At 40.3% G+C, this 15,448-nt stretch carries 12 protein-coding genes; 10 read left to right on the top strand and 2 right to left on the bottom strand.

Annotated elements, in window-relative coordinates:
- The first annotated feature begins 47 nt into the window (after nucleotides 1–47).
- Entirely contained in the window at nucleotides 48–2,660 is a 2,613-nt protein-coding gene (clpB, locus tag HMPREF2802_RS05460) for an ATP-dependent chaperone ClpB (protein WP_070503024.1), read from the top strand.
- A 377-nt stretch (nucleotides 2,661–3,037) separates the two neighbouring features.
- Entirely contained in the window at nucleotides 3,038–4,528 is a 1,491-nt protein-coding gene (locus HMPREF2802_RS05455; RefSeq protein ID WP_070503023.1) for an aldehyde dehydrogenase family protein, read from the top strand.
- A 346-nt stretch (nucleotides 4,529–4,874) separates the two neighbouring features.
- Here HMPREF2802_RS05455 and HMPREF2802_RS05450 read toward each other — a convergent pair whose 3' ends face one another.
- Nucleotides 4,875–5,069 carry a YjzD family protein gene (locus tag HMPREF2802_RS05450; protein WP_002472229.1) on the bottom strand — a complete coding sequence of 65 codons (195 nt, stop codon included), beginning with the start codon at nucleotides 5,067–5,069 and terminating at the stop codon, nucleotides 4,875–4,877.
- 401 nt (nucleotides 5,070–5,470) lie between these two features.
- Between HMPREF2802_RS05450 and HMPREF2802_RS05445 the strand changes: the two genes are divergently transcribed.
- From HMPREF2802_RS05445 to HMPREF2802_RS05435, 3 genes are all read left to right on the top strand, one after another.
- Entirely contained in the window at nucleotides 5,471–6,412 is a 942-nt protein-coding gene (locus HMPREF2802_RS05445) for a beta-ketoacyl-ACP synthase III (protein WP_002472194.1), read from the top strand.
- 12 nt (nucleotides 6,413–6,424) lie between these two features.
- The gene (gene fabF / locus HMPREF2802_RS05440; protein ID WP_070503022.1) at nucleotides 6,425–7,669 is read left to right on the top strand and encodes a beta-ketoacyl-ACP synthase II; all 1,245 of its coding nucleotides are present in this window, start codon (nucleotides 6,425–6,427) and stop codon (nucleotides 7,667–7,669) included.
- 144 nt (nucleotides 7,670–7,813) lie between these two features.
- A complete protein-coding gene (locus tag HMPREF2802_RS05435; RefSeq protein WP_070503021.1) occupies nucleotides 7,814–9,046 on the top strand; it encodes an MFS transporter in 1,233 nt (410 codons plus the stop codon).
- Nucleotides 9,047–9,135: 89 nt separating this feature from the next.
- Here the strand turns inward: HMPREF2802_RS05435 and HMPREF2802_RS05430 are convergent, their stop codons facing one another.
- Nucleotides 9,136–9,513: a DUF3899 domain-containing protein gene (locus tag HMPREF2802_RS05430; protein WP_070503020.1), complete on the bottom strand. Its 378-nt coding sequence runs from the start codon at nucleotides 9,511–9,513 to the stop codon at nucleotides 9,136–9,138.
- A gap of 207 nt (nucleotides 9,514–9,720) precedes the next feature.
- Here HMPREF2802_RS05430 and opp3b point away from each other — a divergent pair, with 207 nt between their 5' ends.
- From opp3b to HMPREF2802_RS05405, 5 genes are read left to right on the top strand one after another with little or no spacing between them, the layout of a single operon-like run.
- A complete protein-coding gene (gene opp3b / locus HMPREF2802_RS05425) occupies nucleotides 9,721–10,650 on the top strand; it encodes an oligopeptide ABC transporter permease (RefSeq protein ID WP_049406664.1) in 930 nt (309 codons plus the stop codon).
- Nucleotides 10,647–11,708, top strand: coding sequence for an oligopeptide ABC transporter permease (opp3C, locus tag HMPREF2802_RS05420; protein ID WP_070503019.1), 1,062 nt, complete (start codon nucleotides 10,647–10,649; stop codon nucleotides 11,706–11,708). Before opp3b ends, opp3C begins: the two co-directional genes overlap by 4 nt.
- Before the next feature lie 17 nt (nucleotides 11,709–11,725).
- Entirely contained in the window at nucleotides 11,726–12,808 is a 1,083-nt protein-coding gene (locus tag HMPREF2802_RS05415; RefSeq protein WP_070503018.1) for an ABC transporter ATP-binding protein, read from the top strand.
- On the top strand, nucleotides 12,798–13,772 hold the full coding sequence (locus tag HMPREF2802_RS05410; protein ID WP_070503017.1) for an ABC transporter ATP-binding protein: 975 nt from the start codon (nucleotides 12,798–12,800) through the stop codon (nucleotides 13,770–13,772). Before HMPREF2802_RS05415 ends, HMPREF2802_RS05410 begins: the two co-directional genes overlap by 11 nt.
- Nucleotides 13,753–15,423 (top strand): peptide ABC transporter substrate-binding protein, encoded by a 1,671-nt coding sequence (locus HMPREF2802_RS05405; protein WP_070503016.1) that lies wholly within the window; start codon nucleotides 13,753–13,755, stop codon nucleotides 15,421–15,423. The genes HMPREF2802_RS05410 and HMPREF2802_RS05405 overlap by 20 nt, the downstream gene beginning before the upstream one ends.
- Nucleotides 15,424–15,448: the final 25 nt, after the last annotated feature.

The following is a 15,448-nucleotide window of genomic DNA, read 5'->3' as shown; positions in this document are numbered from 1 at the left end:
ATTACGTTGAATTATCTATAGAAAGCGGCTGTACAGAGGTGAATAATTTGGATATCAATCAAATGACTTACAAAGTCCAAGAAGCCTTACAAAAAGCAATTGGACTTTCTCAAGAATATGAAAATCAAAATATTGAAATTGAAGCCATTTTAAAAGCAGCAGTAGAAGCGGACGAAAGTCTCTTCAAAAGCGTGCTAGAACGCGCAGACATCGATGTAGATGCACTCGCGCAACAATATGACAAGAAATTACAAGGTTATCCATCTGTCCAAGGAGATAACGTCCAATACGGACAGTATATTAGTGCTAAAGCAAACGAACTCATCAACAAAGCAGAACAATACATGAAGCAGTACGAAGATGAGTTTATCTCAATGGAACATCTCCTCCTAGCAGCGATGGATATTGATGGTACAACGCAACAAGCGACACAATATAAGAAAGAAGTTATTGAAGAGATAATCAAGAAAGTTAGAGGGGGAAATCATGTGACGACACAAAATCCTGAAGTAAACTACGAAGCATTAGAGAAATATGGTCGTGACTTAGTTGAAGAAGTACGACAAGGTAACATGGATCCAGTCATCGGCCGTGACGAAGAAATACGTAATGCGATACGTATTCTCAGCAGAAAAACGAAGAACAACCCAGTCCTCATCGGTGAACCTGGGGTAGGTAAGACTGCGATTGTAGAAGGTTTAGCGCAACGTATCGTGAAGAAAGACGTGCCTGAATCACTCTTAGATAAAACGATCTTCGAGCTCGATTTAAGTGCCCTCGTTGCAGGTGCGAAATATCGCGGTGAGTTTGAAGAACGCTTGAAAGCTGTTTTGAAAGAAGTCAAAGAATCAGATGGTCGTATCATCCTATTCATCGACGAAATTCACATGCTCGTTGGTGCAGGTAAGACAGAAGGCTCCATGGATGCCGGCAACATGTTGAAACCGATGTTGGCACGCGGTGAATTGCACTGTATTGGTGCGACTACGCTGAACGAATATCGTGAAAATATCGAGAAAGACTCAGCACTTGAACGTCGTTTCCAAAAAGTTCAAGTTAGCGAACCGGATGTAGAAGATACGATTTCTATCTTACGTGGTCTGAAAGAACGTTACGAAGTCTACCACGGTGTGCGTATTCAAGACCGTGCGTTAGTCGCTGCAGCAGAACTTTCTGACCGCTATATCACTGATCGTTTCTTACCAGATAAAGCGATTGACTTGGTTGACCAAGCATGTGCGACGATTCGTACAGAAATGGGTTCTAACCCTACTGAGTTAGATCAAGTTAACCGTCGTGTGATGCAATTAGAAATTGAAGAAAGTGCCTTGAAGAACGAGTCAGATAATGCCAGTCAACAACGCTTGAAAGAACTTCAAGAAGAGCTTTCAAATGAAAAAGAAAAACAATCTGAAATTCAATCTCGTGTTGAACAAGAAAAAGAAAAAATTACCAAACTTCAAGAAAAACGTGCAGAATTAGATGAAAGCCGTAAAGAACTTGAAGATGCTGAAAATAACTACAATCTTGAAAAAGCAGCTGAATTACAGCACGGACGTATTCCACAATTAGAGAAAGAATTACGTGAAATGGAGGACGCTTTCCAAGATGAACAAAGTGGCGACACTGATCGCATCATTCGTGAAGTTGTTTCTGACGAAGAAATTGGTGACATCGTAAGCTCTTGGACAGGTATTCCTGTGTCTAAATTGGTCGAAAGCGAACGTGAGAAATTATTAGGATTATCTGATATTCTTCACGAACGTGTCGTAGGTCAAGATAAAGCAGTAGACCTTGTTTCTGACGCTGTTGTCAGAGCACGTGCAGGTATCAAAGACCCTAACCGACCAATCGGTAGCTTCCTATTCCTAGGTCCAACAGGTGTAGGTAAGACCGAATTAGCTAAATCACTCGCTTCAACATTATTCGATTCAGAAAAACACATGATTCGTATCGACATGAGTGAGTACATGGAGAAACACTCCGTTTCACGTCTCATCGGTGCCCCTCCAGGCTACGTAGGTCATGACGAAGGGGGTCAATTAACTGAATCTGTTCGTCGTAACCCTTATTCAGTTATCTTACTCGACGAAATCGAGAAAGCACATACAGACGTGTTCAACGTCTTACTACAAATCCTCGATGAAGGTCGATTAACTGACTCACAAGGTCGTAGCGTGGACTTCAAGAACACGATTATCATTATGACTAGTAACATTGGTTCACAAATTTTACTAGAAAATGTGAAAGATTCTGGTGTGATCACAGAGGATACTGAAAAAGCTGTAATGGATAGCTTGAACGCTTACTTCAAACCAGAAATTCTGAACCGTATGGACGATATCGTCTTATTCAAACCATTATCTGAAGAAGATATGAGCCACATCGTTGATAAAATTATCGCTCAATTGAACATCAGATTGATGGATCAACGCCTAAGTATCGATGTTTCAGATAAAGCAAAACAATGGTTGGGTTCAGAAGCATACGAACCACAATTCGGTGCACGTCCATTGAAACGATTCGTACAACGTCAAATTGAAACACCATTAGCACGTCGTATGATTCGTGAGAACCTTCCAGAAGGTACACATGTGAATGTTGACCTTACAGACGATGGTTTAACATTTGATGTAGAGAAACCAGAAACGGTTGAGTAAACGGTGTAGAAGAGTGTGAATAGTAATTGTACTCTGCCATGATAAATTAAATTAGCTCCTTAAACGAGAAGAAGTCGACTTGGAAGCGCAAGGCTTTCATCGGTCGGCTTCTTTTTTGCGTTTGAAGTAAAAGGGGGAGGAGAAAGGGGAGTGGTTTTTGGAATGATTTAGCAAGGTTTGAGCTATCACGATTTCAACGGCAAATCCATTTACATAGTCACTATTAAAATCACCGAAAATTAGTAATTTAAGCTTCTTACTTTTAAAAATAGCGTAAAGAGGGAATATACCATAATAGATATTCCAAAAGCATTAACGACTTATATAGATAATGTCACATCACGCAAAGTCCGAAATAGAGATAGAGGAGGTCTATTATGGCTGTAAATGTGAAAGATTATTTAGATGAACAATATGGTTTATTTATCAATAACGAATTTCAATCTAGTGAATCAGGTGACACTTTAGAGGTGACGAACCCATCTAACGGTGAAGTGTTATCTAAGATTGCGAAAGCATCTAAGTCAGATGTAGATAAAGCAGTCGAAGCGGCTACACAAGCTTTCGATTCTTGGAGTAAGACTTCTAAAGACGAAAGAGCGAACTATTTACTCGAAATTAGTCGCCGCATCGAAGACAAGATGGAACATTTCGCTACAATTGAATCTTTACAGAATGGTAAACCTTATCGTGAAACAAGCGGTTTCGACTTACCATTCGTTGCGCAACACTTTAAATACTTCGCGAGCGTTCTACAAACTGACGAAGGTACAGTGAACGACTTGAACGAAGACCACATGAGTATCGTACGTCACGAACCAATTGGCGTTGTAGGTGCCGTAGTGGCATGGAACTTCCCATTATTACTCGCTTCTTGGAAACTTGGTCCAGCATTAGCGGCAGGTAACACAGTCGTGATTCAACCATCATCTTCAACACCGTTATCACTTATTGAGTTAGCGAAGATCTTCCAAGATGTACTACCTAAAGGCGTAGTAAATGTCGTGACTGGTAAAGGTTCTGAATCTGGTCAAGCTATCTTCGATCACGAAGGCGTGCACAAGTTGTCATTCACTGGTTCTACCGACGTAGGTTACAAAGTCGCGCAAGCCGGTGCAGATCGCATTGTGCCAGCTACACTTGAGTTAGGTGGTAAAAGTGCCAACATCGTCTTTGATGATGCGAACCTTGAACAAACCATCGAAGGCATTCAAATTGGTATTTTACTCAACCAAGGTGAAGTCTGCAGTGCCGGATCAAGATTACTACTTCAATCTAACGTATATGACAAAGTGATGGATCGCTTGAAAGACGCGTTCGAAAGCATCAAAGTTGGCGACCCGTTCGACGAAGATGTACTCATGGGTAGTCAAACAGGTCAAGAACAAATCGAGAAGATCGAGTCTTACGTGAAATATGCTGAAGAAGCAGACGATGCGCGTATCATTACAGGCGGTAAACGTATCACTGACAATGGCATGGATAAAGGCTACTTCTTTGAACCAACAATCATTGAAGTAGATGACAACAATAACAAGTTAGCGCAAGAAGAAATCTTTGGTCCAGTCTTAACAGTGATTAAGTTCGAAGACGAAGAAGAAGCTGTGAAGATTGCGAACGACTCTGAATATGGCTTAGCAGGTGGTATCTTTACTACAAATATCAACCGTGCGTTAAACGTTGCTAAAGCAATGCGTACAGGCCGTGTATGGATCAACACTTACAACCAAGTCCCTGCAGGTGCACCATTCGGCGGTTATAAAAAATCAGGTATCGGTCGCGAGACTTATAAAGAAGCGATTAAGAACTATCAACAAGTTAAAAATATCTTTATTGATACAAGTAATGAGAAAAACGGCTTGTATTAATTAGGTTATAGCTCATATAGCTATGAGCGGAAATAATAGGTAGAAAGCTCGGTGGCATTGTGCCATCGAGCTTTTTTGGGAGCAAGACAGAAATCTATTTGATTTTGTAGTCTTGCCCCTGCAAGGTTGACTAGTATTTGAGACAACGTCAGCTGTCTCAAGTACAGTCAACTACTGCGTAATTGCTTGTTTAGAACGATTAGTAGCTTACCTTTACTTTCAATATTTACACTTTATTGAGACAGAAATCTTAGATGTCGTTGTACCTCTCCATATAAATAGGGATAAAGAAGATTTAGACAAAAAAAGAACCAGCTTTATCAGCTGGCTCTCAATCAATTAAAGATTATTGTTCTTCTTGATATGATTTGTGTGTAGGTTTGATAATTGCTGTAAAGATCGCTACAAAAATTGTAAATACTACTGCTACGATGATAGGTAGAATCCAGTTAACAGAAGAACCGCCATCGAGACTTGTAAGTACGAAGCCTACCATTTCAAGCAAGAGTATTGACCAAATAAGTACCATAATGTACTTCATGGCTATGCCTCCTATCGTTCCAATATTTCAAGTCATAACTTGTATGATAATTAAGGTTATAATTAGTGATGTCATTGTTTGAAAATGTCATGTTGAGATGACTTATGTATAAGTTTAATGACACTATCCATTCAGATACAATTATATAGAAGATAAAGCGTTTTGTATAGAGCAGAATATAAAGTGATGTGACATATGCGTGTCCTTCTAGTATACAACAAGCTTATAATGACTCTATCAACTTTTACCTAGGAAGGTCTTATCAATTGTCATCCCTATAGAGATAACTTATAATTTAGTGAACATATGACTATTGTACGAGGATTTGTAATTGTACTTGTGAGAAAGACTATGTTAAATTAAGACCTGGTACCAAAATTAAAATAAGTAGGTGTACAACCATGAATGTGGGTATTAAGGGATTTGGTGCGTATGCGCCAAGCAAAGTAATTGATAATGCTTATTTCGAGTCATTTTTAGATACATCAGACGAATGGATTTCAAAGATGACCGGAATCAAAGAACGTCGCTGGGCCGCTGATGACGAAGATACATCAGATATGGCTTACGAAGCGAGCGTGAAAGCGATTAAAGATGCAGGAATTCAACCTGAAGATATAGATATGATTATGGTAGCAACGTCCACAGGGGACTATCCTTTCCCAACTGTGGCGAACATGCTTCAAGAACGTCTTGGAACAAAGAAAGTCGCGACGATGGATCAGTTAGCTGCGTGTAGTGGCTTTATGTATGCGATGATCAATGCGAAACAGTTTATTCAATCTGGCGACTACCATAATATTCTTGTCGTTGGTGCGGATAAGTTGTCTAAAATTACAGATTTGAGTGACCGCTCAACAGCAGTGCTCTTCGGTGATGGTGCAGGCGCCGCTGTGATTGGAGAAGTATCAGAAGGACATGGTATTCTAAGTTATGAACTAGGTTCTGATGGTAGCGGCGGTAAATATCTTTACCAAGATCAAGAGACACATAAGATTGTGATGAACGGACGTGAAGTGTTTAAGTTTGCAGTACGTATTATGGGCGAAGCGTCTACCAAAGCAGTAGAGAAAGCAGGTCTGACTGCTGAGGATATAGATATGTTCGTACCACATCAAGCAAATATTCGAATCATGGAATCTGCACGTTTACGCTTAGGTATTCCTGAAGAGAAGATGAGCGTTTCAGTAGATCAATTTGGTAACACTTCAGCCGCATCTATTCCATTGAGTATTGCACAAGAGTTAGAGAACGGAAAGATTCAAGATGGCGATACCCTAGTCCTTGTCGGATTTGGTGGCGGTTTAACTTGGGGCGCTATCACTTTAAAATGGGGTAAATAGGAGGATAAACATATGAGTAATAAGCATCGAGTGGTAATAACTGGCGTAGGTGCACTTTCGCCGATTGGTAATGACGCGCAGACAACTTGGAAGAATGCTTTAGAAGGTATGAATGGTATTGATACGATTACACGTATTGATACTTCTAAATACAACGTGAGCTTAGCAGGAGAGCTCAAAGATTTTAACATTGAAGACCATATTCCACGTAAAGAAGCGCGCCGTATGGATCGTTTCACACAATATGCGGTGGTTGCTGCTAGAGAAGCGGTGAAAGATGCGAAACTAGAAGTGACTGACGATAATGCTGAACGTATCGGTACATGGATCGGTTCAGGTATCGGTGGCATGGAAACGTTTGAGGTAGCGCATAATCAATTGAATGAGCGTGGCCCTAGACGTGTCAGTCCATTCTTCGTGCCAATGTTGATCCCTGATATGGCTACAGGTCAAGTGTCTATCGATTTAGGTTTGAAGGGACCAAACGGATCGACGGTCACTGCTTGTGCTACAGGTACTAACTCTATCGGCGATGCATTCAAGATTATTCAACGTGGCGATGCCGATGCGATGGTCGCAGGTGGTACTGAAGCGCCGATTACACATATGGCTGTAGCAGGATTTAGTGCGAGCCGCGCATTGTCTACAAATGATGACAAAGAAACAGCATGTCGCCCATTCCAAGAAGGCCGTGACGGATTCGTAATGGGTGAAGGCGCAGGTATCGTGGTGCTCGAATCTCTAGAGTCAGCGCAAGCACGTGGCGCTGAAATCTACGCAGAAATCGTAGGTTATGGTTCTACGGGTGATGCATATCATATTACGGCTCCAGCTCCAGAAGGTGAGGGCGGTGCACGTGCGATGCAACTCGCTTTAGATGACGCAGGTGTTACAGCAGACCAAGTTCAATACTTAAACGCGCACGGTACAAGTACACCTGTAGGCGATTTAACAGAAGTTCAAGCGATTAAGAATACCTTTGGCGACGCAGCGAAATCGTTGAAGATCAGTTCAACGAAATCGATGACAGGTCACTTACTCGGTGGCACAGGTGGTTTAGAAGCGATCTTCTCAGCGCTATCTATTCGTGATAGTCGTGTCGCACCTACAATTCATGCAGATAGCCCAGATCCAGAGTGTGACTTAGACTTTACACCTAACCAAGCTGCTGACTTAGATATCAACTATGCGATGAGCAACAGTTTAGGTTTCGGTGGCCACAACGCAGTGTTATTATTTAAAAAGTTTGAAGGATAATAGCTAGACCAAGTTTCCCCGGCTGTACGGCTGGGGATTTTTGTGCTGTAAAGGGACTTTCTCGATATTGGTAAAAGAGGTGTTGTAATCATGACAAAAATTAGGTAAAGTATTTAAAAGTCAGAAAATTAGGAGAAAAAGTCGATGGGAAAATTTTTCACTTTATCGGCCACGTTAAAAAGTCGAATTATTGGTGACTTTCTACTGAGCACCACGATGAATGCGATTATGCCGTTTATCGCTTTATACTTAACGTCTAAGATTAATGCTATCTTTGCCGGTGTGTTCTTTATCGTGAATATTCTAGTAAACATGGTGATTTCATTTATAGGTGGCTATCTTGGTGATCATTATAATCGTAAGAAATTGATTCATATCACTTATTTGCTTTACAGTATCTGTTTAATTCTCTTAGCAATTACAGTGACATTAGACGGAATCGGGCTCGTCATCTTTTGCGTAACCCTTTTTATCTTTAGCAATCTCACTGGGATAGGTGAAACTATTCTGAATGCGGCAATTATGGATGCAATTTATGAGGATGTGCGTGAGTACGTCTATCAACTGAATTACTGGGTTTATAACGCTAGTTTAGCGCTTGGTATGTTACTGGGTGCAGCACTTTATCATCATCATAAACACTTATTATTTGGCTTGTTCTTTGTCGCTATGCTGGTGAGTTGGTATTTATTTATTAAATACTATCGTGTGGAGCAAGTGATGAGCCGTGGGGCTGAGGATTTAGGAAAAGTGAAGCATTTCTTGCAGAATTTAGCACTTGTATTTAAGGATAAGTATTACATGTTACTCAACAGTGGTTTTATCTTAACTATGATGGCTGAACTGAGTTTGAATTCTTATATTATTGTTCGTTTAAGAGACGAATTTCAGACGATACAGTTATGGGGGATTCCAATTGATGGCGTTCGCATTTTTACGATTATCATGATTATTAACGCAATTGTTGTCGTAACGATGACTTTCAAAGTGAATCAGTGGATGACGTTCATGCGAAAAGGCCGAGCATTTATAGTAGGAATTCTTCTTTATGCAGTAGGATATGGTGTGCTCACTATGTCGAATTCATTCTGGGTGCTCTGTCTCGTTATGGTCATTGCCACAATTGGTGAGCTCATTTATTCACCTATTCATAACGCACAGCGTTTTCTGATGATACCTGCTGATAAACGAGGTACTTATTCAGCGATGGAGACGATATGCTTTTTCGGATCTGAAATTCTTGCTCGCTTTGGATTGATACTTGGGTCAATCTTATTATCGTGGCAAATGTCAATTTACGTTGTCATACTGATTCTCCTTGGCGGCGCATTGATGTATATCGCCCTGTTTAAAAATCCACATATTCCAAGTAAATAAAGCGTGCATCAGTATTATATTTTTGAGAGTGAGCTATACTAAGCGATCCACTCTCATTTTACATAATTTCATAAATAAATTGACCTGACTCACATCGTCATTAAAGCCATGATAATGTCTAGGACTAAATAGCATACGTTAACACCGAATGCGACTTTGACCCAACGCGCTACACGGTAATCATTTTTCTTCGCTTGTTGCGGGTTAAAGAAGTCGTCATCTTGAACTGAAGCTTGATGCTTTTTACTCGACAAGCGATACTTCATACGTCGCATACCATAACTCGTCGCATCAAATACGCCTTCCTGAATCAGAATTAAGATAAAGGTGACAATGCTTAGTATCATCGCCACGTAGAACACGATATTGACGTACTCTACCCAATGGTGGGAAGTGAATAGCCAAATGATTAGCGATATGATAGGTGTTAAAAGAATAAACGTCAATAATTGTGATAAATTGCGCATCGAACTCATCCTAGCTCTTGAGAAATTTAGTATAAGTATAGCTCAAATCATGGTTTTAGTGTAGATTTCTGCTATGAATTAAAGTGATAGAGAAGAAAAATTAGGTGATTTATCATTGATTTCATTCTGAATTAACTATATAATATTGTTAAATATTTCTGAAAATTGTGAAGGGAATGTTTACTACTTAAACAAGGGGGATGTTATATGCTTAGATACGTCTTAAAGCGTTTTGGTTATATGATATTATCTTTATTTATCATCATAACGATTACGTTTTTTTTAATGAAGCTGATGCCTGGATCTCCGTTTAACGATGCTAAACTTAGCGCGGCTCAAAAGCATATTTTAAACGAGAAATATGGGCTCAACGACCCAGTCGCAGTTCAATACTTACACTACATCAAGAACGTTGTGATGGGAGACTTCGGTTACTCGTTCCAATATCACAATCAGCCGGTATGGGAATTGATTAAACCGCGATTAATACCATCGATGGAAATGGGACTCTCAGCGATGGTTATCGGTGTCATCCTTGGATTAATCCTTGGTGTTGCTGCAGCGACGAAACAGAACACTTGGGTAGACTATACAGCTACAGTGATTTCAGTTATCGCAGTATCTGTACCGTCATTCGTACTTGCAGTGTTGTTACAATACGTCTTCTCTGTACGCTTACAATGGTTCCCAGTTGCTGGTTGGGAAGGTTTCTCTACAGCAGTGTTACCATCTTTAGCGTTATCGGCTTCAGTTATCGCAACGGTAGCTCGATACATCCGTGCAGAAATGATAGAAGTGCTCAGCGCAGATTACATATTACTGGCGAGAGCAAAAGGGAATTCAACGATGCGTGTATTATTCGGACATGCACTTAGAAATGCTTTGATTCCAGTTATCACAATTATTGTTCCAATGTTAGCCGGAATCTTAACAGGGACATTAACGATTGAACAAATCTTTGGTGTGCCGGGTCTAGGGGATCAATTCGTACGATCAATTACGACGAATGACTTCTCCGTGATTATGGCAACAACATTATTATTCAGTACGCTATTTATCGTTTCAATCTTCGTGGTTGATATTCTATACGGAATCATTGACCCACGTATCCGTGTCGAAGGAGGTAATAAGTCATGATGAAAAAGAAAGATACAGGGACTCCAGAAGCGAATTCAGTGATGACGCATACCTCTGAAGGGATTATGGCAGATGATTTCATCAGAAGTGAACGTAATTTAGAGAAAGAGCCAGAGTTACAACGTGAAAGTAAAAGTTTCTGGCAAGACGCGTGGGACCAACTACGACGTAACAAATTAGCAGTTATCGGTATGATTGGCTTGCTACTCATTATTATATTCGCATTTGTAGGTCCACTGTTGAGTGATCATGATTATGCAGAACAAGATGTGCAACGACGCAACCTACCAGCGAAGATCCCAGTATTAGACCATATCCACTTTTTACCGTTTGATGGTCAAGGTGCTGACGGACACGACGCTTATAAGAAAGCAGGCGTGAAAGAGAACTTCTGGTTTGGGACTGACCAGTTAGGCCGTGACATGTGGACGCGTACATGGCAAGGTACGCAAGTTTCACTCTTTATTGGTGTAGCAGCTGCCTTACTCGACATCTTCGTCGGCGTAGTCTACGGCGCAATCTCAGGATTCTTTGGGGATAGGATAGACAACTTTATGCAGCGGTTGATTGAAATTATCGCGTCGATTCCAAACTTAATTGTCGTTATCCTATTCGTGCTCATCTTCGAACCTTCTTTATGGACGATTATCCTAGCGATGACCGTGACAGGTTGGATAGGTATGAGCCGTGTCGTTCGTGGATCATTTTTAAAGTTGAAAAACCAAGAATTTGTTCTAGCGTCCCGTACGTTGGGAACATCTAAGCTCAAACTGATATTCCGACATATCTTACCGAACGCTTTAGGTTCTATTATCGTTACATCAATGTTTACCGTACCTAGTGCAATCTTCTTTGAAGCGTTCCTTAGCTTTATCGGTATCGGTGTACCAGCGCCAAAAACATCGCTTGGCTCGCTCGTTAACGATGGACGTCAAATGCTCTTAATCCATCCACATGAGCTCTTTATACCAGCGATCTTATTGAGTTTACTCATACTCTTCTTCTATCTATTTAGTGATGGACTGCGTGATGCATTCGATCCGAAGATGCGTAAATAATAAAGGGGGCAGAAATTATGTCAGAGAGAATATTAGAAATCAATGATTTGCATGTGTCCTTTGATATTAGCGCAGGGGAAGTGCAAGCAGTACGTGGTGTTGACTTCTATTTAAACAAAGGGGAGACCTTAGCGATTGTCGGCGAATCGGGTTCTGGTAAATCCGTGACGACGAAAGCGATTACGAAACTCTTCCAAGGCGACACAGGTCGTATTAAAAAGGGAAGTATAAAGTTTCTCGGTGAAGATTTAACTCAGAAGACTGAGAAAGAACTCATTAAATTGAGAGGGAAAGATATTTCGATGATCTTCCAAGATCCGATGACGTCACTCAATCCGACAATGAAGATTGGGAAACAAGTTATGGAACCACTGATGAAACATCGAAATTATAGTAAAAGTGAAGCAAAAAAACGTGCGTTAGAAATTCTAAATTTAGTGGGTCTACCCCACGCAGAACATCGATTTAATGCTTATCCGCATCAATTCTCAGGAGGTCAGCGCCAACGTATCGTTATCGCAACAGCTCTGGCGTGTGAACCGAAGATATTGATTGCCGATGAGCCAACGACAGCACTAGACGTAACGATGCAAGCGCAGATCTTAGATTTGATGAAATCGTTACAGAAAAAGATCGAAACTTCGATTATTTTTATCACACACGATTTGGGAGTAGTAGCAAACGTAGCTGATCGTGTCGCAATTATGTATGGCGGACAAATGGTGGAAACAGGAGAAGTGGATGAAGTCTTCTACGATCCGAAGCATCCATACACATGGGGATTACTATCATCAATGCCAGACTTAGAAACGGGTTCAGATACAGAATTACTTGCGATTCCTGGTACACCACCAGATTTATTACATCCACCTAAAGGTGACGCGTTTGCAGAGAGAAGTCCTTATGCTTTAGAAATTGACTTCAAGCTCATGCCACCATGGTTCAAAGTGTCACCTACACATTTCGTCAGATCATGGTTGCTCGATTCTCGTGCACCGCATGTTGAACCACCTGAGATGGTGCGTAAACGATTGAGAACTATGCCAAACAACTATACTCAACCGAAGCAGGTAGAAAGGGTGTCGTTTGATGGAGAATAATCAAGAAGTGCTCGTACAAGTCAAGCATTTAAAACAATACTTTAACCAAGGTAAACGTAACGAAGTCCGTGCCATCAACGATATTTCCTTTGATATCTTTAAAGGTGAGACATTTGGACTAGTTGGCGAATCGGGTTGTGGTAAATCAACGACAGGGAAAGCGATTATTAAATTGAATGATATTACGAGCGGAGATATCTTCTACGACGGGACTAATATTAAAAATATCAAATCACGTAAGCAATCGTTGAAATTTAATAAGAGAATTCAAATGATCTTCCAAGATCCATACGCTTCGTTGAATCCGCGTCTTAAAGTTATGGACATTATCGCTGAAGGGATTGATATTCATAAATTAGCGACGAGTCGCAAGGACCGTAAGCGCCGTGTGTATGATTTGCTGGAAACGGTAGGACTTAATAAAGAACATGCCAATCGTTATCCACACGAATTCTCTGGTGGACAGCGTCAACGTATCGGTATTGCGCGTGCACTAGCGGTGGAACCTGAGTTTATCATCGCGGACGAACCGATTTCTGCGCTTGATGTATCGATTCAAGCACAAGTCGTTAACTTGTTGTTGAAACTTCAACGTGAACGCAATATTACGTTCTTGTTTATCGCCCATGATTTATCGATGGTGAAATATATTTCAGACCGTATCGCAGTGATGCATTTTGGTAAAATTGTCGAAATAGGGAAAGCCGAAGATATTTATAATCATCCATTACATGCTTATACGCAATCTCTATTGTCAGCAGTACCTCAACCTGATCCAGAAAGTGAGCGTACACGCACGCGAATGACTTATAAAGAAGATGGTAAAGATGGAGAACGTCAACTTAACGAAATTGAGAACGGTCATTACGTCTTTACGACAGATGCAGAAGCGGCTGAATTAAGAAAGTATATCAACACTCGACAAGATAAAGGAGGGGACGCAGATGAAGTTCAAGTGCACTAAGATTGTTGGCACCCTCATTGCTGCAGCTTTCGTCTTGAGTGGGTGTGGTAAAGGCAGTGGTCTCTACGATGATAAAGGACAGGTTTATCGAAGTACCTTATCCCAGGATATGAGTACATTAGATAATGTTATGGCATCTGATAATGTATCGTTCCGTATGTTTACTCAAGTGTATGAAGGGTTATACGTATTAGATAAAAATGATAAGGCAATTCCAGGTGTAGCGAAAGGTGAGCCTAAAATATCTAAAGATGAAAAGCGTTATACAATTGATTTACGTCACGATGCAAAGTGGTCTAACGGAGATCCTGTAACTGCGAACGACTTCGTTTATAGCTGGCGTAAAGCAGTCGATCCGAAGACAGGTTCAGAATACGCATTTATCATGAATTATCTTAAGAATGCAGAAGATGTAAATAGTGGTAAAAAGCCAGTGAAAGACCTAGGCGTTAAAGCACTTAATAAATATAAACTTCAAATTGATCTTGAAAAACCGGTACCTTATTTCAAAGAACTCCTTGCTTTTGGTACATATATGCCACAAGATGAAAAAGTTGCTAAAAAAGAGGGAGACCAATATGGTACAGGCGCAGAAAAAGCTGTTTATAACGGTCCTTTTAAAATGAAAGACTGGAAAGCTGAAGATAAGATCATGATGGTCAGAAACGACAAATATTGGGATAAAAAGAATGTGAAACTGGATAGAGTAAATTATAAAATCCTGAAAGACCAACAAGCAGGTGCTTCACTATATGAAACTGGCTCTGTAGACAGTACTGGTATTAGTGCAGAACAAGTTGACAAATATAAAGACAGTCCAGCTTTATTTAAAAAGTTAAAAGCATCCACGTTTTACTTGAAAATGAATGAAAAAGAAGTGCCTGAGTTTAAAAATAAAGATTTACGTTATGCTATTGCACAATCTGTTAACAAACAGGCATACGTAGATAATGTATTGGGTGATGGCTCGAAACCATTCGATAACTTTACATCAAAAGAAACTGCGTTATTACCGAATAGTACGAAAGACTATGCAGAAACGGTGAAGTCGCCGTTGAAGTATGATGTGAAGGAAGCTCAAGGTCACTTAGATAAAGCTAAAAAAGCATTAGGTAAAAATAAATTTACTTTCACGTTAAATACTGAGGATACACCTAGTTCGAAAATCTCTGCTGAATACATTAAATCAGATATTGAGAAAAATCTACCAGGAGTTACAGTGAAAATTAAGCAAATGCCATTTAAACAGAGACTTAATTCAGAACTCTCTATGACCTATCAAATGTCATTATCAGGATGGGGGCCAGACTATCCAGATCCAACATCATTTTTAGAGACGATGACAAAAGGTAATGCACAGAATAATACAGATTGGAGTAACCAAGAATTTGATGCGATGCTTAAAGAAGCGAATGGACCACTGCTTACTAAAGAAAAGCAGCGTATCAACAAATTGCGTGAAGCTGAGGAACTCTTATTAAATGAAGCGCCAGTCGCACCAATTTATCAACAAGGTGGAGCAAGTTTAAGAAATCCTCAAATTAAAGGTATTCAATATCACCAAATTGGCGGAGATATTTCACTTAAACATGTCTACATCGATAAAAGCATCGACCGCAAAACGGGCAAAAAGAAAAAAGACGAAAACTAATTCAGGTAAAAGCGCTCCGGTTCAT

The sequence above is a fragment of the Staphylococcus sp. HMSC071G07 genome (assembly GCF_001811435.1).
Lineage (GTDB): Bacteria > Bacillota > Bacilli > Staphylococcales > Staphylococcaceae > Staphylococcus > Staphylococcus pettenkoferi.
Note: the sequence above shows the minus strand (reverse complement) of the source record. Positions and strands in the feature narration are given on the sequence as shown.